The organism is Microbacterium sp. (assembly GCF_044508325.1).
Taxonomy (GTDB): Bacteria; Actinomycetota; Actinomycetes; order Actinomycetales; family Microbacteriaceae; genus Microbacterium.
The window spans coordinates 75223-98615 of sequence record NZ_JBIQHX010000006.1 but is presented as its reverse complement, the minus strand read 5'-3'; the positions used below and the strand labels follow the sequence as shown (position 1 = coordinate 98615).

Here is a 23393-nt window from a genome sequence, read left to right as displayed (position 1 = left end):
GCATCACTCTAGTCTGTCTCCGTGGCCGCCGATCGTCCTCACGAGTCGTCGCTCGCCTTCGCGCGCGCGACCGAGGAGGTGCGCGCCGAGCGATTCCGCGACGACCTCGTCGTCACCGAGATCGACGCGCCCGGCTCGCTGGCGCCCGAGTCGATCGCCCTCGCGGGCGATGTGCGCCCGGATGCCGCGACGGGCGAGTCCGTCTACGGCACCGGACGGTTCATCCTCCTCCACGATCCCGGCGAGCCCGAGCAGTGGGGTGGGCCGTTCCGCATCGTGACGTTCGCACAGGCACCGCTGGAGACCGAGATCGGCACCGACCCGCTGCTGGCCGACGTCGCCTGGTCGTGGCTCATGGATGCTCTGCGCACTCGCGGCGCGGAGTTCCGTGCCGCCGCCGGAACCGCGACGAAGACCGTGTCGAAGGGGTTCGGATCGCTCCACGCCGAAGGCGAGGGTGCGCAGATCGAGCTGCGCGCGTCGTGGTCGCCGGGCAGCGCCATCGGTCCGCACGTGCAGGCATGGGCCGAGCTGGTGTGCATGCTGGCGGGACTGCCGCCCGGCTCTGAGGGCGTCGCCGTGCTGGGCGCGCGCAAGGCGGGCCGTGGCTGACTACGAGGTGATCGACACCGCCGGCGGGCTCGAGGCGGCGTCCGACGCCCTCCGCGCAGGCGAAGGCCCGGTGGCGGTCGACGTCGAACGCGCCTCCGGCTTCCGGTACTCCCAGCGCGCCTACCTCGTCCAGGTCTTCCGGCGCGGAGCCGGCGTCTTCCTCCTCGATCCGCCGGCCATCGGCGATTTCCGTCCGCTGCAGAGCGCGATCGGGTCGGAGGAATGGGTGCTGCACGCCGCCAGCCAGGATCTTCCCTCGCTGCGTGAACTCTCCCTCGAACCGCCGCGCATCTTCGACACCGAGCTCGCCGCGAGGCTGCTCGGCCACGCGCGGGTCGGCCTGGGCGCGATCGTCGAGGAGACCCTCGGCATCGCGCTGGCGAAGGCGCACTCCGCGGCGGACTGGTCCACCCGCCCGCTGCCGCAGTCCTGGCTCGAGTACGCGGCGCTGGATGTCGAGTATCTCGTCGACGTGCGCGATGCGCTGGCGGACGAGATCGCCGAGCAGCACAAAGAGGAGATCCTGCGCGAGGAGTTCGACGCGGTGCTCACGCGCGGACCCAAGCCGCAGCGCGGCGATCCGTGGCGGCGCCTCAGCGGCCTGCACACGCTGCGCGGGCGGCGGCCGCTCGCGGTGGCCAGGGCCCTGTGGCAGGCGCGGGAGGAGTACGCCCAGGAGCAGGATGTCGCGCCGGGGCGACTGCTCCCCGACCGCTCGATCGTGGCCGCGGTCGCCGCGGATCCGCCGAGCAAGAGCGCCCTGGCCGGGATCAAGGAGTTCAACGGCCGGGCCAGCCGGACGCAGCTGAACCGCTGGTGGGCCGCGATCGAAGCCGGACGAGCCGACCCGGAGCCGCCGCCGGAGCGCGTGCCGAGCGATGCGCTCCCCCCGCCCCGGGCGTGGAGCGACCGCAACCCCGAGGCGGACGCGCGCCTGAGGGCCGCCCGCCCGGTCGTCGAGGAGCGCGCCGAGGCCCTGCGCATGCCCACCGAGAATCTGCTGACGCCCGAGCTGCTGCGGCGGGTGGCCTGGTCGCCGCCCGCTGAGATCACGGCGGAGTCCATCGGGGCCGCGCTCGCGGAGCTCGGCGCACGGCCCTGGCAGGTCGCCGAGACCGCCTGGCTGATCGCCGACGCCTTTGTATCATCGACGCAAGACCCGCGCGACGCGGCGGACACGGCGTCGTAGGTTCGCTCCAACCGATTCGCTGAGACTCAGTCTCACATTAGGCTGGATTCAATCCCAACCCTTGGAGGCAGAGTGGCCGAGATCTCGGACGTCTTCTTCGTCGATGGCATGCGCACGCCCTTCGGGCGCGCGGGCGAGAAGGGCATGTACTGGAACACCCGCGCCGACGATCTCGCGGTCAAGGCGACGATCGGGCTGCTGGAGCGCAACCCTGATGTGCCCAAGGACCGCATCGACGACGTCGCGATCGCCGCGACCTCGCAGACCGGCGACCAGGGCCTCACCCTGGGCCGCACCGTCGGGCTCCTCGCCGGTCTGCCGCAGACGGTGCCCGGTTTCGCGATCGACCGCATGTGCGCGGGGGCGATGACCAGCGTCGCCATGATGTCCGGCGCGATCGGCACCGGCATGTACGACCTCGCCCTCGCCGGTGGCGTCGAGCACATGGGCCGCCACCCGATCGGCTCCAACGCCGACCCGAACCCCCGCTTCGTGGCCGAGAAGATGGTCGATCCGGGCGCCCTCAACATGGGTGTCACCGCGGAGCGCATCCACGATCGCTTCCCCCACCTCACCAAGGAGCGCGCGGACCGATTCGGGATGCTGAGCCAGCACAAGGCGCAGGCGGCGTATGACGCGGGTCGCATCCAGGCCGATCTCGTCCCCGTGGCGATCAAGGACGCCGAGGGCGCGTGGAGTCTCGCGACCGAGGACGAGGGACGCCGGCCCGAGACGACCATGGAGGGTCTCGCGGCGCTGAAGACCCCGTTCCGTCCGCACGGACGGGTCACGGCCGGCACCTCCTCGCCGCTCACCGACGGCGCGACGATCTCGCTCATGGCGGGCGGGGCGGCCGTGAAGGAGCTCGGGCTGGCGCCGAAGATGCGTCTCGTCTCCTTCGCGTTCGCCGGCGTGCAGCCGGAGATCATGGGCATCGGGCCGATCCCCTCGACCGAGAAGGCCCTGCGCAAGGCCGGTCTGACCATCGACGACATCGGGCTCTTCGAGCTCAACGAGGCCTTCGCCATCCAGGTCATCTCGCTGCTCGACCACTTCGGCATCGCCGATGACGACCCGCGGGTCAACCAGTGGGGCGGGGCGATCGCGCTCGGCCACCCCCTGGCCGCCTCCGGCGTCCGGCTCATGATCCAGCTCGCCGCGCAGTTCGCCGAGCGGCCGGACGTCCGCTACGGCCTCACCGCGATGTGCGTGGGCCTGGGGCAGGGTGGCTCCGTGATCTGGGAGAACCCGCACTACGACGGCAAGCGGAAGTGAGGCGCTGACGAATGACGAACTACGACGAGATCGACTTCTCGCCCCTGCTCGCCCTTGCCGACGACGAAGTGATCACCCACTCCCGCGTGCGGGACGTGCGGCTGCCCTCCGGAAAGGTGCTGGCCCTGATCACCCTCGACAACGGCCGAGACCACACGCGGCCGAACACGCTCGGGCCTGCGACGATGGCCGAGCTCGGCGAGACGCTCGAGGGCCTCAAGCGGCGGGCGGCCGCCGGCGAGATCCAGGCGGTCGGCATCACCGGCAAGCAGTACATCCTGGCCGCCGGCGCCGACCTGTCGGACATCTCCCGCGTCGGCTCGAAGGACAATGCCAGGCTCGTCGCCCAGCTTGGTCACAAGGTTCTCGGCTCGCTGTCCGAGCTGGGCGTGCCGTCGTTCGCCTTCGTCAACGGGCTGGCGCTCGGCGGCGGGCTGGAGATCGCCCTGAACGCCGACTACCGGACGGTGGATGCCTCGGCCGCCGCGATCGCGCTGCCCGAGGTGTTCCTCGGCTTGATCCCGGGCTGGGGCGGCGCCTATCTGCTGCCGAACCTCATCGGGATCGAGAACGCCCTCGAGGTCGTCATCTCGAACCCGCTGAAGCAGAACCGGATGCTCAGGCCCCAGCAGGCGTACGAGCTGGGGATCATGGACGCCATCTTCCCTCCGGCGAACTACCTGGAGGACTCGCTGCGCTGGGCGGACGGCGTCCTCGGCGGCACGGTCACGGTGACGCGCCGGAACGAGCCCGGAAAGATCGAGCGGCTCACGAAGTGGCCGATCGCCGTCAAGGTCGCCCGAGGCATGCTGGAGTCGAAGATCGGCACGGTGCCGAAGGCGCCCTACGTCGCGCTGGAACTGCTGGACAAGGCCAAGAGCGGCACCAAGGCGGAAGGCTTCGCCCGCGAGGACGACGCGCTCGTCGAGCTGGTCACGGGCGATCAGTTCGCGGCCTCGATGTACGCCTTCGACCTGGTGCAGAAGCGCGCGAAGCGCCCTGTCGGAGCTCCTGACAAGTCGCTCGCGCGACCCGTCGCCAAGGTGGGCATCATCGGGGCGGGACTGATGGCGAGCCAGTTCGCGCTGCTGTTCCTGCGTCGGCTGCAGGTGCCCGTCGTGATCACGGACATCGACCAGGCCCGCGTCGACAAGGGACTCGCCTACATCGACGAGGAGATCGCCAAGCTCCAGGCCAAGGGCCGGCTCGACGCGGACGGGGCGAATCGGCTGCGCGCGCTGATCCACGGCACCACCGACAAGAGCGAGTACGCCGACTGCGACTTCGTCATCGAAGCCGTCTTCGAGGAGGTCGGCGTGAAGCAGGAGGTGTTCGCCGAGCTCGAGCCGCTGATCGCGGAGGACGCCATCCTGGCCACGAACACCTCGTCGCTGTCGGTGGAGGAGATCGGTGCGAAGCTGAAGCATCCCGAGCGTCTGGTCGGGTTCCACTTCTTCAACCCGGTCGCCGTCATGCCGCTCATCGAGATCGTGAAGACCCCGCACACGGCCGACGCCGCGCTGGCGACGGCGTTCACCGTGGCGAAGGGGCTGGGCAAGAACGCCGTGCTCACCGCCGACGCCCCCGGGTTCGTCGTGAACCGGCTGCTCGCCAAGGTGATGGGCGAGGCGGCGCGGGCCGTCTACGAGGGCACCCCGGTCGCCGACGTCGAGAAGGCGTTCGCGCCGCTGGGACTGCCGATGGGGCCCTTCCAGCTCATCGACCTCGTCGGCTGGAAGGTCGCCGCGCACGTGCAGGACACCATGGCGGATGCCTTCCCGGAGAGGTTCTACGCCAACGAGAACCTCCACGTCCTGGCGGAGCTTGCCGACGTCGTCGAGAAGGACAAGGGCGGCCGGGTCACCGGCTTCACCAAGGCCGCAGAGAAGGCGATCAAGCCCGCCGTGGGCAGGACTCCCGTTCCGGCCGCCGAGATCCTGCGTCGCGTGCAGGACGGCCTCGCCCAGGAGATGCGGGTCATGCTCGACGAGGGCGTGGTGCCGGAGGTGCAGGACATCGACCTGTGTCTCATCCTCGGCGCCGGGTGGCCGTTCATCGACGGGGGCGCCTCGCCCTACCTCGATCGCGAGGGCGCGAGCGAGCGCGCCTTCGGCGACACCTTCCACCACCCGCCCATCCGCGGCATCGGCGGTGCTAACGTCTGAGCATGGTCGGCGCGTCGGGTCCCGCGCAGGTCGAGACCGTCGTGCCGCCCCCGCTTCGCGCCCTGCCCGAGCAGGAGCTGATCGCCGGCTGGAGCCCGGCGGCGGGCGAGACGCCCTGGGTCTCGGTGTGCTGCATGGCGTACAACCACGCCGGCACGGTCGCCCACGCGATCGAGGGCATGCTCGCGCAGCGCACCGCCTTCCCGTTCGAAGTGCTCGTGCAGGATGACGCGTCCACCGACGGCACCGCCGCGGAGGTGGCCCGGTACGCCCGGTCGCATCCGCGGATCGTGACGGCGATCCTTCGCGACGAGAACCTGTACAGCCGCAACGGCAGGACGCTCGGCAACGTGCTGCCGCACGCACGCGGACGCTGGATCGCGGTGTGCGAGGCGGACGACTACTGGACCGACCCGAGCAAGCTCGCGCGGCAGGTCGAGGCCCTCGAGCGCACCGGCGCAGACCTGTCGCTGCACTCCGCGGTCGAGGTGGACACGCGCACCGGGTCGGCACGGATCGTCGGCCGGCTGGCGCGGTCCGACGACCTCCTGCGCCCGGGCAGCACTCTGCGGGTCCGCACTCCCCCGTACGCCTCGGCGGTCTATGCGCGCACCGCTCTCGACCGCTACGAGGCGTACCGCGACCGCAGTCATCCGCCGCTGGGCGACGTCTTCATGATGGCGATCGGCAGCGCCGCCGGCGGCATCGCCTACCTCGACCGCCCCATGAGCGTGTACCGCCGCCACCTCGCCGGGTCGTGGACCGCGGCGCACACCGCCGACCATGCCGGCGCAGCCCGGCACGGCATCCGCATGATCAGCGCCCTCGACGAGCTCGCGGTGACGGCGCCCGAGCTCGCGTCCGACGCCGCGGCGCGGCGCCGCCAGGTCTGGGCGACGCTGCCGCGGTCGCTGCAGCGGGCGGTGACATCCGGCCAGCTCACCCGGCGGGAGGCGATCTCGCTGTGGCCTCAGCGGTCGCGGGCGCCCCTGGATGTCGTCGCCGCGCGATGGGCGGCGATCGCGATGCCGGGCCGCCTGGTGGACCGGCTCCGGTCGGCGCTGCGACCGGTCGTGCGTCCCCGCAGCGGAGACCCGACGTGACGGCCGTGCTCGCCGAGCTGTCCGCCGCGGTGACCGAGGTGGTGCAAGAGCGCGCCGGATACTACGACACCTGGTTCGTCGACGATCCCTACCCCGTCGACGCCGAGCTGGATGCGGCCTTCGCGCAGATCCACGGGGCGCTCTCGGCGGCCGTCGATCTCTTCGTCTCCGGGTTCGATCGCTGGAGCGCCCTCATCCCGTTCCCCGAGCTCGCCCACCGCATCGCGCGCCTCACGGACGGGGTGCCGTACGACAAGGGCACCTTCCGCACCGACATCGTCTTCGAAGCGGACGGCACACCGCGGATGATCGAGATCACCTGCCGCTTCGTCATGAACGGGTTCCTGCGCCACGCGATCTTCGAGCACCTGGCCGATCGGCACGGGTTCGCCCGGGTGCGCCCGGACCGCTATCGGGTCTTCCTCCCGGTGCTCGCCGACTGGCTCGGCGCGGATCCGGTCATGATCCGCGGCGAGGAGGGGCGCAACGACTCCGAGTTCCTGGAATGGGTGTTCCAGGCGGCCGGCCGCACCCTCACGGTCCTCCCCCCGGACGCCCTCGGCCCTGCACTGGACAGCCTGGACGGCAGGCGCCTGGTGAGCGAGATGAACCACTCCGAGATCTCTCGGCTCGACGACGACACGGTGCGCCGTCTCGTCGACGCGGGCATGCGGAACGATCTGCGCACCGCGGTGCTCGTGCACGACAAGGCCTTCTTCGCCGTCATGACGCTGCCGGAGTTCCAGGCGGCGCTGCCGCCGGACGCCGCCGGTGTCCTCCGGCGGCACCTGCAGCCGACCTGGCTCGCCCACCTCGCGCCCGACCTGTGGGCCCAGGCCAGACGTAACCCCGCCGGATGGATCATGAAGCCGCGCAACCTCGGCCGCAGCGAAGGCGTCCTGGCCGGGGCGATGGTCTCGCCCGCGGAATGGGATGCCGCCTGGCTCGCCGCCGACCCGATGACCACCGTCATCCAGCGCTTCGTCGATCAGCCGCGTTGGCACACCTCGCTGCGCGGCGAGCCGCTGCAGGACTTCGTCGCCGGCACCCTCCTGTTCGCGCAGGAGGGGTACTTCGGTCCGGGCATGTTCCGACTGTCCTCGCTGCCGGTCACCAACGTCGGCGACGACCGGAAGGCGTGGGGGTGACCGGACTGGCCGCGGACCGGGGCGCCGGCGTGACCGTGACGGCGATGCAGCCCTACCTGTTCCCGTACCTCGGCTACTTCCAGCTGATCGCCCACGCCGACGTGTTCGTCATCGGCGACGACTACCCGTGGGTGCGCGCAGGGTGGATCAACCGGAACCGACTGATGGAGCGCGGACGCGCACGCATGTTCACGCTCCCGGTCGCCGCCGCTCCGGCGCAGGCCCCGATCAACGAGCGGAAGCTCACCGCGCAGTACCCCGCCGAGCGACGGCGGCTGCTGAGTCGACTCCACCACGCGTACGCGCATGCGCCTCAGTCGCGGGTGGTCCTCCCGCTCGTCGAGCAGTGGCTGCCTGCGGAGGCGACGGAACTGATGACGGTTCTGCGCAGCGCGATCGAGGGGGTGTGCGGGCATCTCGGCATCCGGACGCCCCGCCGCCTCAGCTCGGAGCGCCCGGATCGCGACCACCGCGGCTCCACGCGGGTGATCCGGCTGGTGCAGTCGTTCGGCGGGACCCGCTTCCTCAACCCGCCGGGCGGTCGCGCGATCTACCGCCCGGACGACTTCGCCGCGCACGGCGTCGAGCTGGCCTTCCTCGACCCGGAGCTTCCGGCCTACCCGCAGGACGGCGCGGGCGAGTTCGTCCCGGGACTGTCGATCCTCGACGTGCTGCTGCGCAATCCTCGCGAACGGGTGCAGGAGATGGTGCGGATGGGTCGCGAGGCGGCGGGCTGAGCGATCACGGACGCATGAGGCGCGCGAGCCGCGCCGCGCGCTCCTCGTCCGCGCGCTGCAGCGCCGCGGCCAGCTGCGTGAGCGCGTCCTCGTCCGCGGCGATCCGCTCCTGGGCCGTGGTGAGCATGCGATCCACCTCTGCCGGCTGCGGACCGCCCAGACCGCGCGCCGCAGCCACCATCGAGGCCGGGTCGAACGCCGCGACGATCGCGCCGGCGTCCACCGTCGCGTCCGGGCCGAGCACGGCTCGCACCGCACGGTCGACCCGCGCGGCATCCACACCCGCCGAGCCGAGCCCGGCCGCGCGGGCGTCGTCCACCAGGGCCGAGACGATCTGGTGCGCCTCCCGCTGCGAGATGTCCGGCTGTGCCGCCAGCGCTGCGGCGGCGTGCGACGCGGTGGCGAACTCCGCCCCCAGCTCCGCGATGGCGGCGTCTGCGTCCAGGCGGAGATCGCGCACCACCTCGGTCAGGTCCCGCGCCATCGTCGTGGCGCGGTCCAGGGCGTCGGCGGCGTCGTAGCGCTTGTAGTCGGTCATCCCGGAGGGGACGTTGTGGCCGACCATGGCCGCCCGCATGCTGTCGCCGATGACCTCGCTGGCCAGCAGTCGCGCCCAGCCGAGCGCCACCGGGTTCCGCTTCTGGGGCATGAGGGTGCTGGGGGCCACGAGCGCGGGGGCGGCCAGCAGCAGCCAGGGACGGGAGTGGTGATACTGCGCGGCCAGATCCTGGATGAACGTCGACGCGGTCAGGGCCGCGGCGGCGGCTGCGGCCGCGGCTTCGAACCCGACGTCCACGGGCGCCAGCTGCGCGGCATCGAACGCGTTGTCCTCGGGCGCCGCGAAGCCGAGCAGCTCCGCGAGGCGCCGCCGGTCCAGCGGCAGCGAGGACGTCGCCAGCGCCGCCGCGCCGAGCGGACACCGGTCCACGCGCCGATAGCACTGCAGGAGTCGCTCCGACGAGCGGGCCAGCGCCGACTCGTACCCGAGCAGCTGCTGCCCCAGCGCCGTCGGCTGCGCCTGCACGCCGTTGGTGTAGGCGGGGACCACGGCGTGCGGGTCGGCTGCCGCCTGCTCGGCCAGGGCACGCCGCAGTCCGAGGACCGCCCGGGCGAGGACGATGATGCGATCACGCAGCAGCAGCCGGTGGACGGTGGCCAGGATGTCCTGCCGGCTGCGGCCGAGGTGGATGACGTCCGCGTCGTCGCCGGCCTGTGCCCGAAGCAGGCGCTGGATGTCGAGATAGTCGGTGGGTCGATCGGAGCCCGGTGCATCCGCCAGCGCGCGCACGGCGACGATCGCCTCGGCCGCGCGCCGCACGGAGGTGGGCTCCGCGAGGCCGGCCTCGGCGACGGCGATCAGCGACGCGGCGTCCAGTTCGCCGATCCAGGCGAAGATGTCGCGCATCACTGCTCCGAGGGGCGTCGGTGCGCGAGACGCCAGGTGAGGTTGCGACGCACGGCCGGCCACTCCGCGGCGATGATGCTGTAGTAGCAGGTGTCGCGGATCGTGCCGTCCGGGAGGATCATGTGGCTGCGCCAGGTCCCCTCGTACTTCGCCCCGAGCCGCTCGATCGCGGTGCGACTGCGGAAGTTGAAGTACGCGGTGCGGAAGCCGACGGCGATGCAGTCGTAGGTGTCGAAGGCCGCCGACAGCAGGAGCAGCTTCGCCTCGGTGTTCAGGGCCGTGCGCTGGACCGATCCCGCGTACCACGTGTGCCCGATCTCCAGCCGGCGGTGGGCGGGCTCGACGTTCATGTAGCTGGTCATCCCCACGATCCGCCCCGTGGCGTCGAGCACGGTGAAGGGCACCATCCGCCCCTCCTCCTGCAGGCCCAGCCGCCAGTCGATCTCGCGGGCCATGCCCTCCGGCCGGGGAACGGCCGCGAACCAGGTGTCCCAGACATCCCCGTCGCGCACCGCCGTGACCAGGTCGGCCTCGTGCCGCGGGTCGAGCGGGATGAGACGGACGTGCTCGCCGGCCGCCTCGAACGGGCTGATCCAGGCTCTCACCGGTTTCGCATCGGCGGTCACGCCGCGGCCTCCTCTCCGCCGGGCTCGGCGTCACCGGCGCGCTCGTACGCCGCGACCGCATCGATCACGCGCCGCGCGTCTTCGGTGATGCGCGAAGGCAGCCCCGGCGCAGGCAGCATGTTGGTGAAGTAGTGCGGCCCCTCGGTGGGGTTGCCGACCGCACACAGATTCGGCTGCGGGCGCCCGGCGGCGTCGATGAGCCGGCCGGCGGTGTCGATGTCCCAGCCGCCGGGGTGATACGTCCCGTTGCGGTAGGGACGGGCGAGTCCTCCCTCCAGGAGGCTCCGCGTCAGCGGCGCATCGTCGCGCTCCGGCAGGAAGGGGTCGACGCTGGCCCCCACGATGACGTCGCAGTCCATCGCGTCGTCGGCTCCCCTCAGCCGGAAGCACGCCGACGCCGCATCGAACTCGACCTGGGGGTCGGCGGGGCCCAGCCGCAGCACACCCGCGGCGATCAGGGCACGCCATTCGCGTGCACGCTGGGCGGGCGGGCCGGCCGACATGACATGCAGCAGCGGCGCATACACCTCGACGAAGCGGCGGTGCGATGCCGCATCCAGACCGCCGTGCTCGACGCACTCCCGGATCTCGTTGCGGAGGTCCCGGATGGCGTCGGTCGCCGCCTTCAGCGGGTCGGTCATGTTCCCGGCCTCGGCGCGGGCCTCGTCCTCGCGGAAGAACTCGAGGAGACTGGCCGCACGGTCGTGGGCGTTCCCGCCCTCGGCGTCGTCCGGGAAGCGCAGCAGCTGTGCGAGCAGACCGACCGACGCACGCGGATCGATGCGCTGCGCAGCCGCGGTCATCTCCGCGATGAGCAGCGGCACGTGATCGACGGCGAAGTCGCGGGGCCCGGTCGCGCGCAGGGCATGGATCCGGTCCAGGTCCAGCCGGATCGGGTGGTGCACGTCGGAGGGCGACTTCTCGTTGCGGGCACGCGGCCAGAAGGCGCGCCCATGCCGCGACCACACGGTCAGCTGCGGCTCCTGGCCCGACGGGTGATAGACGAGGCCGTCCGCCGATGGGGTGAACCGGCCTCCGCGCCCGGCCGTGAGCAGGAGCACCACATCGACCGCCGCCAGCCCCATGCCGCGCACCGCGACGCGCGCGCCCGGCGCGATGGCAGCGAGCGACTCGAGCGGGTAGCAGCTGCGCAGATGCGCCAGGGCCGGGTTGCGCGCCCGATGCTCCTGCACGAACGCGTCCGCCGCGGCCTCCGCCGCCGACGGCGACAGCGCCCCGTGACCGGTGGCCAGGACGGCGAAGTCCGCCTGGACACGCTCCCCTTGCGACAGCTCCAGCTCCCAGCCGCCGCCCGGGTCCGGAGCGATCGCCACTGCCCGCGCGTGGTGCTCGACGACGTCGACGCCCTCGGGCATCCCCTCGCGAAGCCGGGTGTACGCGTCTCGCAGATATGCCCCCAGCGCGCGGCGCGGCAGGTACGCATCGCGGGGAACGCCCGCCCACTCCGCCAGGCTGGGCCCGTCGATGCAGACGCCGTCCGCAGCCGGATCACCCCGTCGGAACATCGTGATCTGGCCCGCGACGGTGTTCAGCAGCAGGCCTTCGGGCTGGTCCTCGCGGTGCACCCCGACGCCCACCGGCCCCGGATCGATGAGGTGCACCCGCAGCCTCCGATCGGTCATCGTGGCCGCGATCCGCTCAAGGATGCTCAACCCGCGCGGACCCGCCCCGACGACAGCGATCGATGAGATCACCCGGCGCTCCTGTTCTGTCGATCGGCGGACACCCCCAGTGAAACACCATCCAGGACCGTTCGTCGTGCACTACGCTGACGTTCGGAATCTTAGGGGGAGATCCGAGTGAGGAGGCGCCGATGGCGCCGCAGTATCTGGTGACCCGGCCTCTCATGCCGCCGCTGGAGAGCGTCCTGCCCGCGCTCGCGGAGATGTGGGACGATCAGTGGCTGACCAATGGCGGCGCCTTCCACGCGGAGCTCGAGCGACGGCTGGCGGAGTGGCTCGGCGTGCGCCATGTCGCCCTCTTCGCCAACGGAACGCTCGCGCTGGCGGGCGCCCTGCGCGTGGCGCTGGGCGCGCCCGAGCCCGGCGACGAGGTCATCACGACTCCCTACACGTTCGTCGCGACCGCCCAGGCGATCGAGCTCGCCGGGTACACGCCGCGATTCGTCGACATCGAGCCCGACTCCCCCAATCTCGACCCGGCGGCGGTGGCCGCGGCGACCGGGCCGCGCACGCGCGGCGTGATGCCGGTGCACTGCTACGGGATCCCCGCCGACACCCGGGCGTTCGACCGGTACACGAGGCGCACCGGCATCCCGGTCGTGTACGACGCCGCGCACGCCTTCGGCGCCCGACACGACGGCGCGGCCCTGGCCGCCCACGGCCGTCTCTCGGCGCTCAGCTTCCACGCCACGAAGATCTTCCACACCGCCGAAGGAGGAGGTGTCGTCGCGCACACCCCCGAGGACCACGCCGCCCTCGCCCGGCTGCGCAACTTCGGGATCACCGGACAGGGCATCACGGTCGACTGGGGCGTCAACGCGAAGATGAGCGAGCTGTCGGCCGCGCTCGGTCTGCAGGTGCTGCCGCTGGTCGCCGACGAGATCGCGCGCCGGGGCGAGATCGCCCGCCGCTGCGCGACCGGGCTGGCCGACCTGCCGGGTCTGCGCGTCCTCGGTCCGATCGAAGACGCCGGGCACAATCACGCGTACCTGCCCGTCCTCGTCGACGACGCGTCGACCCTGTCCCGCGACGAGCTGCATGACGCGCTCGCCGAGCGCGGCGTCCACGCGCGCAGATACTTCCACCCGCTCCTGACCGACATGCCCTACTTCGTCGAGCGCGGACACCGCGGTGCCTTCCCCCACGCACAGCGGCTCAGCAGCCGCATCCTCTGCCTGCCGCTGCACGGTCGCCTCACCGACGCCGACCTGCAGACGATCCTCGAGCGCATCCACGACGCGTACACCGCCTCCGCACCGGTGCGGACGGTCGTCGAGCCCGCGTCCGCCGCGCTCTGACCCGCGCTCAGGCGCCGGTGTGCCGGTGCGCCCAGTCCCCGATCACGGGGATCTCGCCGACGGCGGGTCGCGCCACCGGGATGCGCGTGCCCAGCACCTGGGCGACGACGTCCTGCGCGATCTTCGCCGCGGTCAGTCCGGCGTCCGCGAGGATCTGCTCGCGGCTGGCGTGCGGGATGAACTCGTCGGGCACGCCCAGCTCGTCGACCGCGGTGTCGATGCCGGCCTCGCGCAGCACCTGCCGCACCCGCGTGCCGATCCCCCCGACGCGGATGCCGTCCTCGATGGTGATGACGAGGCGGTGGGATGCCGCCAGCTCCACCACGGACGGCTGCACCGGGATGACCCAGCGCGGATCGATGACCGTCGCGCCGATCCCCTGGGCACGCAGCCGAGCCGCCACGTCGACGGCCAGGTGCGCCATCGGGCCGATGCCGACCAGCAGGACGTCTTCGCTCTCGCTGCGCACCAGGACGTCCACGCCGTCGTCACGACGCTCGATGGCCGGGAGCTCCGGACTGACGGCCCCCTTCGGGTACCGGATCACGGTGGGCGCGTCGTCGACGTCGATCGCCTCACGCAGCTCCTCGCGCAGCCGCACCGCGTCGCGCGGGGCGGCGATGCGGATGTGCGGCACGATCTGCAGCATCGCGAGGTCCCAGATCCCGTGGTGGCTCGGCCCGTCGGGTCCGGTGACGCCGGCGCGGTCGAGCACGAACGTGACGCCGGCCCGGTGCAGGCCGACATCCATCAGCACCTGGTCGAACGCGCGGTTCATGAAGGTGGCGTAGATGGCGACGACCGGGTGCAGGCCCCCGAAGGCGAGGCCCGCGGCGGATGCCACGGCATGCTGTTCGGCGATGCCGACGTCGTACACCCGGGCCGGGAACCGCTGCGCGAACGGCAGCAGGCCGGTGGGCCGCAGCATCGCCGCCGTGACGGCGATGACATCGTCGCGCGCTTCCCCGATCAGCGGCAGTTCGGAGGCGAAGACGTCCGTCCACCCTTCCACGCCGGTGCCGAGGGCCTCGCCGGTGGCCGGGTCGATGCGGCCGACGGCATGGAACTGATCCGCCTCGTCGTGCACCGCGGGCTCGTAGCCGCGGCCCTTCTCGGTGATCGCGTGCACGATCACCGGGGCGCCGTAGGCCTTCGCGAGCTGGAGGGTCTCGATGAGCGTCTCCAGGTCGTGCCCGTCCACCGGTCCGAGGTACTTGATGTCCAGGTTCGAGTACAGGGCGGCGTTGTTCGTGAACCGGGAGAGGAACCCGTGCGTGCCACCCCGGATGCCGCGGTAGACGGCCCGTGCCACCGGACCCAGCTTGCGCGCCAGCGTGGTCGAGCCCTCGTGCAGGGTGCGATATCCCTGCGTCGTGCGCACGCGGTTGAGGTAGCGGGCCATCCCGCCGATGGTCGGCGCGTAGGAGCGGCCGTTGTCGTTGACGACGATCACGAGGTTGCGGTCGTTGTCGTCGGAGATGTTGTTGAGCGCCTCCCACGTCATGCCGCCGGTCAGTGCGCCGTCGCCGACGACGGCGACGACGTGGCGATCCCGGCGCCCGGTCCGTGTGAGCGCGCGTGAGATGCCGTCGGCCCAGCTCAGCGAGCTGGAGGCATGGGAGGACTCCACGACGTCGTGCGCGCTCTCGGCTCGCTGCGGGTAGCCGGCGAGCCCCTCGCGGGAGCGCAGGGCGCTGAAGTCCTGCCGGCCGGTGAGCAGCTTGTGCACATACGACTGATGGCCGGTGTCGAAGATGAACGGGTCGTCGGGCGAGTCGAACACGCGGTGCAGGGCGATCGTCAGTTCGACCACGCCGAGATTGGGCCCCAGATGGCCGCCGGTGCGCGCGACGTTCTCGATGAGGAAGCCGCGGACCTCCTGCGCGAGCTGACGGAGCTGATCGAGCGAGAGTCCGTCGAGGTCACGAGGACCCGTGATCGACTCCAGCAGACTCATGCTCCGATTCTAGCGACGGAGCCTGCGAAGGCCCCGGCATCGGAAATGCCGGGGCCTTCGCACGTGCACTCAGACGAGCTGGCGCAGCACGTATTGGAGGATGCCGCCGTGACGGTAGTAGTCGGCCTCGGCGGGGGTGTCGATGCGGACGGTGGCGTCGAAGGTCACCGTCTGCTTGCCCTCCGGCGAGAACTCGCTCGGCTCCGCGGTGACCTTGACGGTCTTCGGCGTGACCCCCTCGTTGAGCTGCTCGAGCCCCTCGATGGAGACGATCTCGGTGCCGTCCAGCCCGAGCGACTCCCAGGACTGTCCGTCCGGGAACTGCAGCGGGACGACGCCCATGCCGATCAGGTTGGAGCGGTGGATGCGCTCGAAGCTCTCGACGATGACGGCCTTCACACCCAGCAGGGTGGTGCCCTTGGCCGCCCAGTCGCGCGACGAGCCCGAGCCGTACTCCTTCCCGCCGAAGACGACGAGCGGCGTGCCCTGGGCCTGGTAGTTCATGCAGGCGTCGAAGATGTACGCCTGCGGACCGCCCGGCTGGGTGAAGTCGCGGGTGAAGCCGCCCTCGACGACCACGCCGTCGTTGACGGCTGCGACGAGCTGGTTCTTCAGCCGGATGTTCGCGAACGTGCCGCGGATCATCACCTCGTGGTTGCCGCGACGAGAGCCGAAGGAGTTGAAGTCCTTCTGGGCCACGCCGCGCTCGGTCAGGTACTGTGCGGCGGGGGTCCCGGCCTTGATGGCGCCGGCCGGGCTGATGTGGTCGGTGGTCACCGAGTCGCCGAGCGTGGCCATGACCCGCGCGCCCCGGATGTCCGAGACCGGGGTGAGCTCCATCGTCATGCCGTCGAAGTACGGCGCCTTGCGCACGTACGTCGAGGACTCCTCCCACTCGAAGACCGGTCCGGTCGGGGTGGGCAGGTTCTTCCAGCGGTCGTCGCCGTCGAACACGGTGGCGTACTGCTTGATGAACTGCTCCCGCGAGATGGCGGAGTCGACGATCTCCTGCACCTCTTCCGGAGCGGGCCAGATGTCGCGCAGGAACACGTCGTTTCCGTCGGTGTCCTTGCCCAGAGGCTCGCTGTCGAAGTCGAAGTGCATCGATCCGGCCAGTGCGTAGGCCACGACCAGCGGCGGCGAGGCGAGATAGTTCATCTTCGTGTCGGGGCTGATCCGACCCTCGAAGTTGCGGTTGCCCGACAGCACCGCCGCGACCGCGAGGTCCTTCTCGTTGACAGCTGCCGAGACCTCCTCGATCAGAGGTCCCGAGTTGCCGATGCAGACCGTGCAGCCGTAGCCCACCGTGAAGAACCCGAGGCTGTCCAGCGCCTTGTCGAGCCCGGACTTCTCGTAGTAGTCGGTGACGACCTTCGAGCCGGGCGCGAGCGTGGTCTTGACCCAGGGCTTGGTCTTCAGGCCCTTCTCGCTCGCCTTCTTGGCCAGCAGGCCCGCCGCCACCATCACGGACGGGTTGGAGGTGTTGGTGCACGACGTGATCGCCGCAAGCGTGACCGCTCCGTTGTCGATGATGTACGGGGCGCCGCCTGCGGGTGTGACCTTGACCGGGTTCGACACCTCGGCGGGCCCGCCGCTGGAGATGTGCACCTCGCGGGTGACCAGCTCCTCCTCGCCGGGGACGGCACCGGGGTCCGACGCGGGGAAGGAGTGCTTCGACTCCAGATCGACGATCGACTCGGAGACCTGCGGGCTCGCGTAGTTGAGGATGTCCTTCTCGAACTGCTCCTTCGCCTCGGACAGGAGGATGCGGTCCTGGGGGCGCTTGGGACCGGCGATCGACGGGACCACGGTGCCCAGGTCGAGCTCGATGTACTCGCTGAAGACCGGCTCGCTGTCCGGGTCGTGCCACAGCGACTGCTCCTTCGCGTATGCCTCGACCAGGGCCACCGTCTGCTCGTCGCGGCCGGTGAGCCGCAGATAGTCGAGTGTGACGTCGTCGATCGGGAAGATCGCCGCCGTCGATCCGAACTCGGGGCTCATGTTGCCGATCGTCGCGCGGTTGGCCAGTGGGACCGAGGCGACGCCGGCGCCGTAGAACTCGACGAACTTGCCGACCACCCCGTGCTTGCGCAGCATGTCGGTGATCGTGAGGACGACGTCGGTCGCGGTGACGCCCGCCGGGATCTGGCCGGTCAGCTTGAAGCCGACCACGCGCGGGATGAGCATCGACACCGGCTGGCCGAGCATGGCCGCCTCGGCCTCGATGCCGCCGACGCCCCAGCCCAGCACGCCCAGGCCGTTGACCATCGTGGTGTGCGAGTCGGTTCCCACGCACGTGTCGGGGTAGGCGCGCAGCACGCCGTCGACGGAGCGGTCGTAGACCACCTTCGCCAGGTGCTCGATGTTGACCTGGTGCACGATGCCCGTGCCCGGGGGCACGACCTTGAAGTCGTCGAACGCGGTCTGACCCCAGCGCAGGAACTGGTAGCGCTCGCCGTTGCGCTCGTACTCGATCTCCACGTTGCGCTCGAGCGCGTTCGGCGTCCCGAAGAGGTCAGCGATCACGGAGTGGTCGATGACCAGCTCGGCCGGGGCGAGCGGATTGATCTTGTTCGGGTCGCCGCCGAGCTCGGTCACCGCCTCGCGCATGGTGGCGAGATCGACGATGCACGGCACGCCCGTGAAGTCCTGCATGACGACACGGGCCGGCGTGAACTGGATCTCGATGGTGGGCTCGGCGTCGGCATCCCAGTTGCCGAGCGCCTCGATCTGCGCCTTCGTGACGTTCGCGCCGTCCTCCGTGCGCAGGAGGTTCTCCAGCAGCACCTTGAGGCTGAACGGCAGCCGCTCGTGGCCTGCGACCTTGTCGATGCGGAAGATCTCGTAGTCGGTGCTGCCGACTGTCAGGGTGCTCTTGGCACCGAAGCTGTCAACCGTGGACACGTCTGTCTCCTTCATCGGCGGCGGGGATGGGGCGTCGAGTCCCGACATCCCCATCATTCCCCCGTCGGCAGGGTGTGGCTAGTGAGGGCGACCTTACCGTCGGAGGAGCGAATTTATCTCGATATCAAGATAAATATAGCATCACCCGCGCGTCGCGCCGCGGGCCGGCGCGCGCGGATGCAGTGCGCGGACGGCCAGCCACGTGACCGCGACGAGGGGCGCGAACAGGGGCAGCCCCATGATCAGCTTGGTCGCAGCGAGCGCGCCCGTGATCGCCACCTCCTGATCCGATCCGGGCACAGCGGCGCCGGCGGCGAAGTACAGCGGCAGCTGCACGGCGAGCCTCGCCGCGAACATCGCCGCCCAGGCGATCGACAGCCAGAAGTAGACCCGGCGCTTGCGACGGTCGGCGCGCCACGCGGTGCCCTCCCCCATGAGGAACCCCGCGGCCAGGCCGATGAGGGGCCAGCCGATCAGCGCCGAGACGAGGAAGGCGGTGCCGTAGGCGCCGTTGGTGATGAAGCCCCACACGAAGTTGTCCTGGGCGCGGCCGGTCCACAGGGCGAGGGCCGCCGCCGCACCCGTGGCGACGAGCCCCCCGATCGCGGCGGCGGGAGGCGACTTCATCGCCAGGCGGATCACGGTGAAGACGAGGGCGAGCCCTACGGAGATGAGCAGTGCCGGCAGCAGCTCGTGCCAGACCGTGTAGATGACGAGGAACGCGAGACTGGGCAGGACGGATTCCAGCACGCCGCGCCAGCCGCCCATCGCACGCCAGACGACATGACCCGTGCTCGCCTCCGCGGCGGGGTCGAGACCGGCCTGCCGGGCCGCCGATCCGAGCGCAGCCCCGAGGATGTCGGAGGTCGCCGGCTGATCCGCAGGCGGCTCGTCGGGACCGGTGCGAGGGTCGGAGTCGGTCACGCCGATCCCGGGGTCGTCGGCATCCGCAGCGGAATGAGATCGCGCGGCGGCATCGGAGACCCGCCGCGGACCACCACGATCGACCGGAAGAGATCCTCGACCTTGGCGGCGGCGTCGACATCGGAGGTGGCGGCGCCGCCGATGACACCACGCAGGAACCAGCGGGGGCCGTCGACGCCGACGAACCTCGCGAGTCGGCGACCCACCTGCCCGTCGGTCCCGGTGGTCACCGGCACCTCTGCGAGCAGCTCTGGGCCGAGCGGCCCGTCGCGCTCCTCCACGCGGCCGCCCTGCTGGCGCACCTGCTCGCGGATCTGCTCGCGCGTCTCCTCCCACAGGCCCGAGCTGCGCGGCGCCGCGAACGGCTGCACCTGGATGGTGGAGTCGGCGTAGTCGAGGCCGACAGCCACGATCCGCTTGGTCTGCTCCTCGACCTCGAGCCGGAGATTGAGGCCGTCGCGCGGCAGGATCTTGATGCCGCCGAGGTCGATGTACGGGCGGACCGGGTTCGCCTCCGATTCGTCGAACGGGCCGGTCTGGGCCCTGTCCTCGGGTGCGCTCTTGTCGGCCGGTGCAGGCGTCAGATCATCGCTCATGCCCGATCCTCCGTTCTCTGGGCGGTTCCGTGCTGATAGCCGGTGGACCCGAACCCGCCGTCGCCGCGAACACTGTCGGGCAGCTCGGTCACCGGGACGAAGCTCACGCGGGGGACCGGCATCACGATGAGCTGTGCGATGCGGTCCCCCACGGCGACGTCGTAGGGCTCGTCGGCATCGGTGTTCAGCAGCGCGACCTTGATCTCGCCGCGATAGCCGGCATCGACCGTGCCGGGAGCGTTCACGATCGTGATCCCGTGCCGGGCCGCCAGACCGCTGCGGGGGACGACGAAGCCGGCGTACCCGTCGGGAAGCGCGATCCGCACGCCTGTTCCCACGAGCGCACGTGCGCCGGGCTCGAGACGGACGGCCTCGGCCGCGACGAGATCGGCACCGGCGTCGCCGGGGTGCGCATAGGCGGGGTGGGCGGATGCGACAATGGGGACATCGACGGTTTCGGGCACTCAACGAGGGTAATGCAGAACGGTATGCGGGGCACTCAGACGGCGCAGGAGGGCCGGTCGGCCGGCCCCGCGCTCTACCGGGAGCGCCTCACCCCGCCCCTGTGGGCGTTCATCGCCGCCGCGATGGTCGCGCCGATGGGCGCGCTGGTGTTCGCGCCGCTGAACTCCACCGTCGCGCTGGTCGCCGGCTGCGCGATCGCGATCGCGATCATCGCCCTCCTGGTGGTCACCTCGCCGGTGATCGAGGTCAAGGACGGCTGGCTCCACGCGGGCCGGGCGCGCATCGACACCCGGCACCTCGGCATGCCCGTGGAGTTCCGCGGCGACGAGGCGCGCCAGCAGCGCGGTCCGCGACTCGACCCGCGCTCCTGGCATCTGATCCGCGGCGGGATCGACGGTCTGGTGCTGGTGCCGCTGCAGGACCCCGACGATCCGGTGCCCAGCTGGGTGATCTCCAGCCGCACGCCCGACCGTCTCCGGTCGGCGCTTCGCACCGCGAGCGTCAGGCAGCGCACTCCCGGCAGATGAACCCGCCCGACTCCTCGTGGTCGAGCTGCGAGCGGTGCTTGACGAGGAAGCAGTTCGCGCAGGTGAACTCGTCCTCCTGAGGCGGGAGCACGACGACGTCCAGCTCGATGTCGGACAGGTCCGCTCCGGGCAGCTCGAAGCCGCTCGGGTTGTCCGCATCGTCGACGTCGACGGATCCCGAGAGCTTGTCCGGGACGCGCTCCTTCAGCGCCTCGATCGACTCGCTGTCTTCGTCGGTCTTGCGCGGAGCGTCATAGTCGGTTGCCATGCGTGTGATGTCTCTACATTTCTGTGCTCTGGGCCGCCGGGAGGCCGCGGCGCGGCGGGACGGGCGGCGATAGTCTGCACGACGCAGGTGCTTTGCGCAAATGCACGGCGACTGCGTCATCGGGTGTGTCGCGGGTGAAACTCACGGCGCGCCCGCGTTATTCCCGGCCGCCGCGGCTTTCGCGTGTCACCATGGGCGCACAGTCAACCCGAGAGGCATTCGGCATGGAGCAGCTCAAGGTCATCGGAACCGAGGAAGGCGCCCTGATCCTGGCGACCGAATCCGGCGATCGCTTTGCACTCCCGCTCGACGAGGTCGTCCGTGCGGAGGCGCGCCGTGCCCGGCGCGAGCGCGAGAACGATGCCGGCACCGACCGGCCGAGCCCCCGCGAGATCCAGGCGCACATCCGCGCCGGGCTGTCGGCGCAGGACGTCGCCGACCTGCTGGGGACCACCGTGGAGGACGTCGCGCGCTTCGAGGGCCCGATCCTCGCGGAGCGCGAGCACATCGTCGGCCAAGCGCTCGCGGTGCCCGTTCTGATGGCCGGCGACCTCGAGCACGACGGGCTTCCCACCTTCGGAACCGCCATCCGTGCGAAGCTCGCCGAGGCCGCGGCGGTCGGCGAGCGCTGGACCAGCTGGAAGGAGCCGGACGGCTGGGTCGTCAAGCTCGAGTTCTCGGCCGCCGAGATCGATCGGGATGCCCGCTGGGGCTTCGATCCGAAGCGCGGCACCCTCTCGCCCCTCAACGCCGAGGCCGTGCAGCTGTCGCGTCAGGGCTCACTTCCGGAGGGGCTCATCCCCCGCCTGCGCGCGCTCGACTCCCCGCCGGCCGTCAAAGACGACTCCCGCTTCGACAGCGGTGCGTTCGGTCCCCGGCGACTCCCCGAGCCGTCGGCGGATCTGGCCGCGCCCACGGTCGCCGAGCCCGTGGCCCCCGCCGTGCAGGACGCGGCGATCAAGCGCGCGCCGGATGCCGTGGCGACCAGTCCCGAGACCGCGGATCTGCTCGAGGCGCTGCGCCGGCGCCGCGGCCAGCGCGAGCCGCAGCCGTCCCTCGTCGAGGACGACGAGGCCGCGCACAGTCCGATCGCGCTGTTCGACGCCCTCGAACCGGGCTACGACGAGGTGCCGCAGCCGCCGCTGGAACCGGAGGGCGACGACGCTCTGCGCGAGCCCGCACGCGCCACCGCCGGAGACAGCGTGCGCCGCAAGGGGCGCTCCACCATGCCGTCGTGGGACGAGATCGTCTTCGGCGCTCGAACCGACGACGCCTGACTCCCTCAGCGGGCGTCGAACGCGCCCAGGGCGATCAGCGGGACCGTGCGCTCCTGATCGGTGAGGGACCCGTGCTGACCGACCATGCGCTGGGGCGCCTTGTCGGCGACCCGGTCGTCGTAGTACGCGATCCCGCCGCGCGCGGCCACCACGATGTCCCCGATCCGGGGCCGCACCTCGGCATCGACAGGGCCGAACAGCTCGGCGCCGATCGCCTCATCGCGCGTCAGGACCCACGCCCTGCCGCCCTCGGCAGCCGACCACCGGCCTGCGACGCCCTCCACGCCGACCCCGTCATCGAGGTAGAGGTGCAGCAGCCGCGGCTCCCCCGCCACGTGCCTGACCCCGTCCAGCAGCGGCTCGCCTTCGCCGAGGAGCACCTGGCGGTGGCGGGGGACGTCGACCATTCCGTGATCGGCGGTCAGCACGACCCCGACGCCGACAGCGCGGGCGCGCGCGTGCAGCGTCGCGGCGGCGGCATCCACACTCTCCAGCGCCGCCGCCCATTCGTCGGACTCCCATCCGCGCTTGTGGCCGATCCGATCCAGCTCGGGGTGGTAGAGGTACACGAGCGAGCCCGGATGCCGCGCCGCGGCGTCCGCGGCGAGCTCGATGCGCTCGTCCAGGTCGTCCGCGGGGAGGAACTGCCCGCCGCGGAAGGCCGCGCGGGTGAACCCCGACCCGTCGTACTCGGCGCGGCTCACCACGAAACAGGGGCGCTGCCGGGCGGCCTCGAGCTCGAAGACCGTGCGCCGCCGCTGCCAGACGTCGGGATCGAGGCCGGCCTGCTCCCACCCCGAGAGCTGGTTCGCGACGACATCGCCGCCGGGGACGCGGACCCGATACCCCACGATGCCGTGGGCGCCCGGCGCCGCCGCGGTCATCAGCGAGGTCAGGGCGGTGGCCGTCGTCGACGGCACGGTCGTGCGGGCGACATCCCGCTTCCCGAGGCGATCCCCCAGGAACCGCGCGTGGCCGCGCCGGGCCGCAAGATTCCGCGCGCCGAGACCGTCCGCCAGCAGGACGATTCCGCTGCGCGCACGGGGCAGCCAGCCGTCCGGGCGCCCGTCGACGGCGGCGATCACGTTCGGCCATACGGCGGTGAGGCTCCGGGCGTGCGTCGGCTCCGCGGGTAGGCTGGGTGGCATCCGGGCCAGTCTCGCACACGCCTCGCCACGGCGAGCGGGCGGCCCTTCCCGCCGGCCGACCCGAAA

At 71.4% G+C, this 23393-nt stretch carries 20 protein-coding genes; 10 read left to right on the top strand and 10 right to left on the bottom strand.

Going from position 1 to position 23393, the window contains the following annotated elements; all coding sequences use genetic code 11:
• Positions 1 to 21: 21 nt before the first annotated feature.
• From ACIWQI_RS06995 to ACIWQI_RS06965, 7 genes are all read left to right on the top strand, one after another.
• Positions 22 to 612 (top strand): DUF3000 domain-containing protein, encoded by a 591-nt coding sequence (locus ACIWQI_RS06995; RefSeq protein ID WP_396656421.1) that lies wholly within the window; start codon positions 22 to 24, stop codon positions 610 to 612.
• On the top strand, positions 605 to 1801 hold the full coding sequence (locus ACIWQI_RS06990; RefSeq protein WP_396656420.1) for an HRDC domain-containing protein: 1197 nt from the start codon (positions 605 to 607) through the stop codon (positions 1799 to 1801). Before ACIWQI_RS06995 ends, ACIWQI_RS06990 begins: the two co-directional genes overlap by 8 nt.
• A gap of 72 nt (positions 1802 to 1873) precedes the next feature.
• On the top strand, positions 1874 to 3076 hold the full coding sequence (locus ACIWQI_RS06985) for a thiolase family protein (RefSeq protein ID WP_396656419.1): 1203 nt from the start codon (positions 1874 to 1876) through the stop codon (positions 3074 to 3076).
• A gap of 11 nt (positions 3077 to 3087) precedes the next feature.
• Entirely contained in the window at positions 3088 to 5241 is a 2154-nt protein-coding gene (locus ACIWQI_RS06980; RefSeq protein WP_396656418.1) for a 3-hydroxyacyl-CoA dehydrogenase NAD-binding domain-containing protein, read from the top strand.
• A 2-nt stretch (positions 5242 to 5243) separates the two neighbouring features.
• A complete protein-coding gene (locus ACIWQI_RS06975; protein WP_396656417.1) occupies positions 5244 to 6344 on the top strand; it encodes a glycosyltransferase family 2 protein in 1101 nt (366 codons plus the stop codon).
• Positions 6341 to 7492 carry a hypothetical protein gene (locus ACIWQI_RS06970; protein ID WP_396656416.1) on the top strand — a complete coding sequence of 384 codons (1152 nt, stop codon included), beginning with the start codon at positions 6341 to 6343 and terminating at the stop codon, positions 7490 to 7492. The genes ACIWQI_RS06975 and ACIWQI_RS06970 overlap by 4 nt, the downstream gene beginning before the upstream one ends.
• Positions 7489 to 8229 (top strand): WbqC family protein, encoded by a 741-nt coding sequence (locus tag ACIWQI_RS06965; protein ID WP_396656415.1) that lies wholly within the window; start codon positions 7489 to 7491, stop codon positions 8227 to 8229. Before ACIWQI_RS06970 ends, ACIWQI_RS06965 begins: the two co-directional genes overlap by 4 nt.
• 4 nt (positions 8230 to 8233) lie before the next feature.
• On the opposite strand, the gene ACIWQI_RS06960 is transcribed toward ACIWQI_RS06965, so the two are convergent.
• Genes ACIWQI_RS06960 through ACIWQI_RS06950 form a run of 3 tightly spaced genes read right to left on the bottom strand, consistent with a single transcriptional unit; the run spans position 8234 to position 11975 of the window.
• The gene (locus ACIWQI_RS06960) at positions 8234 to 9634 is read right to left on the bottom strand and encodes a lyase family protein (protein WP_396656414.1); all 1401 of its coding nucleotides are present in this window, start codon (positions 9632 to 9634) and stop codon (positions 8234 to 8236) included.
• Positions 9634 to 10260: a GNAT family N-acetyltransferase gene (locus tag ACIWQI_RS06955; RefSeq protein ID WP_396656413.1), complete on the bottom strand. Its 627-nt coding sequence runs from the start codon at positions 10258 to 10260 to the stop codon at positions 9634 to 9636. Before ACIWQI_RS06955 ends, ACIWQI_RS06960 begins: the two co-directional genes overlap by 1 nt.
• Positions 10257 to 11975, bottom strand: a complete 1719-nt coding sequence (locus tag ACIWQI_RS06950; RefSeq protein WP_396656412.1) for an FAD/NAD(P)-binding protein — start codon at positions 11973 to 11975, stop codon at positions 10257 to 10259. Before ACIWQI_RS06950 ends, ACIWQI_RS06955 begins: the two co-directional genes overlap by 4 nt.
• A 119-nt stretch (positions 11976 to 12094) precedes the next feature.
• On the opposite strand from ACIWQI_RS06950, the gene ACIWQI_RS06945 reads away from it, so the two are divergent.
• Positions 12095 to 13261 (top strand): DegT/DnrJ/EryC1/StrS family aminotransferase, encoded by a 1167-nt coding sequence (locus ACIWQI_RS06945; RefSeq protein WP_396656411.1) that lies wholly within the window; start codon positions 12095 to 12097, stop codon positions 13259 to 13261.
• Between the two features lie 7 nt (positions 13262 to 13268).
• On the opposite strand, the gene dxs is transcribed toward ACIWQI_RS06945, so the two are convergent.
• The 5 genes from dxs to dut form a co-directional block, all read right to left on the bottom strand.
• The gene (dxs, locus tag ACIWQI_RS06940) at positions 13269 to 15218 is read right to left on the bottom strand and encodes a 1-deoxy-D-xylulose-5-phosphate synthase (protein WP_396656410.1); all 1950 of its coding nucleotides are present in this window, start codon (positions 15216 to 15218) and stop codon (positions 13269 to 13271) included.
• Positions 15219 to 15287: 69 nt separating this feature from the next.
• Complete coding sequence (locus ACIWQI_RS06935; RefSeq protein ID WP_396656409.1) at positions 15288 to 18122, bottom strand: aconitate hydratase; 2835 nt, start codon at positions 18120 to 18122, stop codon at positions 15288 to 15290.
• A gap of 141 nt (positions 18123 to 18263) precedes the next feature.
• A complete protein-coding gene (locus ACIWQI_RS06930; RefSeq protein ID WP_396656408.1) occupies positions 18264 to 19046 on the bottom strand; it encodes a DUF3159 domain-containing protein in 783 nt (260 codons plus the stop codon).
• Entirely contained in the window at positions 19043 to 19642 is a 600-nt protein-coding gene (locus tag ACIWQI_RS06925; protein WP_396656407.1) for a DUF3710 domain-containing protein, read from the bottom strand. The genes ACIWQI_RS06930 and ACIWQI_RS06925 overlap by 4 nt, the downstream gene beginning before the upstream one ends.
• Entirely contained in the window at positions 19639 to 20106 is a 468-nt protein-coding gene (gene dut, locus ACIWQI_RS06920; RefSeq protein WP_396656406.1) for a dUTP diphosphatase, read from the bottom strand. Before dut ends, ACIWQI_RS06925 begins: the two co-directional genes overlap by 4 nt.
• Positions 20107 to 20130: 24 nt before the next feature.
• Between dut and ACIWQI_RS06915 the strand changes: the two genes are divergently transcribed.
• Entirely contained in the window at positions 20131 to 20634 is a 504-nt protein-coding gene (locus ACIWQI_RS06915) for a DUF3093 domain-containing protein (RefSeq protein WP_396656405.1), read from the top strand.
• On the opposite strand, the gene ACIWQI_RS06910 is transcribed toward ACIWQI_RS06915, so the two are convergent.
• Positions 20609 to 20902: a DUF4193 domain-containing protein gene (locus ACIWQI_RS06910; RefSeq protein WP_396656404.1), complete on the bottom strand. Its 294-nt coding sequence runs from the start codon at positions 20900 to 20902 to the stop codon at positions 20609 to 20611. The two genes, ACIWQI_RS06915 and ACIWQI_RS06910, sit on opposite strands and share 26 nt — an antisense overlap.
• Positions 20903 to 21126: 224 nt before the next feature.
• Here ACIWQI_RS06910 and sepH point away from each other — a divergent pair, with 224 nt between their 5' ends.
• Positions 21127 to 22179 (top strand): septation protein SepH, encoded by a 1053-nt coding sequence (sepH, locus tag ACIWQI_RS06905; RefSeq protein WP_396656518.1) that lies wholly within the window; start codon positions 21127 to 21129, stop codon positions 22177 to 22179.
• A 5-nt stretch (positions 22180 to 22184) separates the two neighbouring features.
• Here the strand turns inward: sepH and ACIWQI_RS06900 are convergent, their stop codons facing one another.
• A complete protein-coding gene (locus ACIWQI_RS06900; RefSeq protein ID WP_396656403.1) occupies positions 22185 to 23327 on the bottom strand; it encodes an alkaline phosphatase family protein in 1143 nt (380 codons plus the stop codon).
• Positions 23328 to 23393 lie beyond the last annotated feature (66 nt).

Excerpts from the sequence above, each read along its gene's own strand:
- ACIWQI_RS06980 (WP_396656418.1), top strand. The coding sequence starts at position 3,088 with ATGACGAACTACGACGAGATCGACTTCTCGCCCCTGCTCGCCCTTGCC.
- ACIWQI_RS06975 (WP_396656417.1), top strand. The coding sequence starts at position 5,244 with ATGGTCGGCGCGTCGGGTCCCGCGCAGGTCGAGACCGTCGTGCCGCCC.
- ACIWQI_RS06960 (WP_396656414.1), bottom strand. The coding sequence starts at position 9,634 with ATGCGCGACATCTTCGCCTGGATCGGCGAACTGGACGCCGCGTCGCTG.
- ACIWQI_RS06945 (WP_396656411.1), top strand. The coding sequence starts at position 12,095 with ATGGCGCCGCAGTATCTGGTGACCCGGCCTCTCATGCCGCCGCTGGAG.
- dxs (WP_396656410.1), bottom strand. The coding sequence starts at position 15,218 with ATGAGTCTGCTGGAGTCGATCACGGGTCCTCGTGACCTCGACGGACTC.
- ACIWQI_RS06925 (WP_396656407.1), bottom strand. The coding sequence starts at position 19,642 with ATGAGCGATGATCTGACGCCTGCACCGGCCGACAAGAGCGCACCCGAG.
- ACIWQI_RS06915 (WP_396656405.1), top strand. The coding sequence starts at position 20,131 with ATGCGGGGCACTCAGACGGCGCAGGAGGGCCGGTCGGCCGGCCCCGCG.
- ACIWQI_RS06910 (WP_396656404.1), bottom strand. The coding sequence starts at position 20,902 with ATGGCAACCGACTATGACGCTCCGCGCAAGACCGACGAAGACAGCGAG.
- sepH (WP_396656518.1), top strand. The coding sequence starts at position 21,127 with ATGGAGCAGCTCAAGGTCATCGGAACCGAGGAAGGCGCCCTGATCCTG.
- ACIWQI_RS06900 (WP_396656403.1), bottom strand. The coding sequence starts at position 23,327 with ATGCCACCCAGCCTACCCGCGGAGCCGACGCACGCCCGGAGCCTCACC.